Below are 1343 nucleotides of genomic sequence, written 5' to 3'. Positions count from 1 at the left end.
TGAGGTTCACCCCGAACGGTGGACGGGGCGTAAGAGATTCAGGCAGCCGCTCGGAGTGAATTCTCGTAGTCGCTGGGACTGCGCATCCCGAGCTTGGAGTGCCGGCGCGTACTGTTGTAGAAACGGATCCAATTGTCAACTGCGGCAACGAGTTCCGTCTTCGTGGCGTAGACGTGCCGGTAGTAGTGCTCGTGTTTGAACGTCGACCAGAACGACTCGGCGGGGCTGTTGTCCCAGCAGATCCCGGTCGCGCCCATCGATCGGCGCAGCCCGTGCCGCAAGCACGCTTGTGCGGTCAGATTCGCCGTGTACTCGCCGCCGCGGTCGGAATGCAGGACCGTGCCACGACATTCACCGCCGCGGACGGCCACGGCCGCCTCGATGGCGGTGGTGACCATCTCGGCACCGATGTGGCCGGCGACGCTGTAGCCGAGCACCGTGCGCGAGTGCCCGTCGCGGATCGCGCACAAGAACATCTCGCCCTCACCGCAGGACAAGTACGTGATGTCGGTGAGCCACACGGCGTCCAGGCGGCCTTGGTCGAACTCGCGGTCGACGAGATCCGGCGGGAATGCCGCCGCCGGGTCGGAGACCGTCGTTCTGACCTTGAACGTGCGTGGGCTGATGCCTTCGATCCCGATCCCGGCCATGACCTTGGCGACGGTTTTGGCGCTGACCACCTCGCCCTGATCCCGCAGTTCCGCGGTGATCCGTGGCGATCCGTAGGTGCCGCGGGAGTCCTTGTGCGCCTGGGTGATCTTCACCTCCAGGTCCGCGCGGCGCTGCTGACGAGGTGTCAACACCGTTGCGGCACACCGTTTCACGTAGGCGTAGTAGCCGGAGGCGGACACCGTCAGCAGCCGCGCCATGCGTCGGATCGCGAAGCGTTCGCCTTCGAGCACGGCTGTGCCGGTGACGCCAGCGATGTCGTCGGGGCCGGCGTACTTGGCCATCAGAGCGAACCGGGCCGGTTCTTCTGCATCGCGGCAAAGTACGCCGAGGCTTTTACCAGGAACGCGTTGTCCTTCTCGAGCTCGGCGACCTGTTTGCGCAACCGCTGCAGCTCGGCCTGCTCGGCCGCCTCCAGGGGCGTGTCCCCGCAGGCCTCGGCCGCGGCGATCCGGCGCCGCTCGTCCTTGACCCAGACGCTCAACATTCCCGCGTCGATCCCCAGTTCGCGGGCAACCTCGCTGATCGTCCGGCCGGAATCGATCACACGATGCGCAGCCTCGACCTTGTACTCGGCCGCGTACGAACGGCGCTTACGAGGAGGCATGAGGACATCCTTCCAGCAGAACCCCAGGTCCTGCTAACTCGGTGTCCACTGCTCGGGGTGAACCTCA

At 65.8% G+C, this 1343-nt stretch carries 2 protein-coding genes; both read right to left on the bottom strand.

Annotation, left to right across the window (positions count from 1 at the left end; all coding sequences use genetic code 11):
* Positions 1-38: 38 nt before the first annotated feature.
* Positions 39-953, bottom strand: a complete 915-nt coding sequence (locus C8D87_RS44950; protein ID WP_112232836.1) for an IS3 family transposase — start codon at positions 951-953, stop codon at positions 39-41.
* The gene (locus C8D87_RS44945; protein WP_112232834.1) at positions 953-1276 is read right to left on the bottom strand and encodes a transposase; all 324 of its coding nucleotides are present in this window, start codon (positions 1274-1276) and stop codon (positions 953-955) included. Before C8D87_RS44945 ends, C8D87_RS44950 begins: the two co-directional genes overlap by 1 nt.
* Between the last annotated feature and the right edge of the window lie 67 nt (positions 1277-1343).

It is taken from the genome of Lentzea atacamensis, from assembly GCF_003269295.1.
Classification (GTDB): domain Bacteria; phylum Actinomycetota; class Actinomycetes; order Mycobacteriales; family Pseudonocardiaceae; genus Lentzea; species Lentzea atacamensis.
The sequence above is the reverse complement of the archived record's forward strand: the minus strand, read 5'-3'. Positions and strand labels throughout refer to the sequence as shown.

Coding starts and splice junctions, on each gene's coding strand:
- C8D87_RS44945 (WP_112232834.1), bottom strand. CDS start 1,276: ATGCCTCCTCGTAAGCGCCGTTCGTACGCGGCCGAGTACAAGGTCGAG.
- C8D87_RS44950 (WP_112232836.1), bottom strand. CDS start 953: ATGGCCAAGTACGCCGGCCCCGACGACATCGCTGGCGTCACCGGCACA.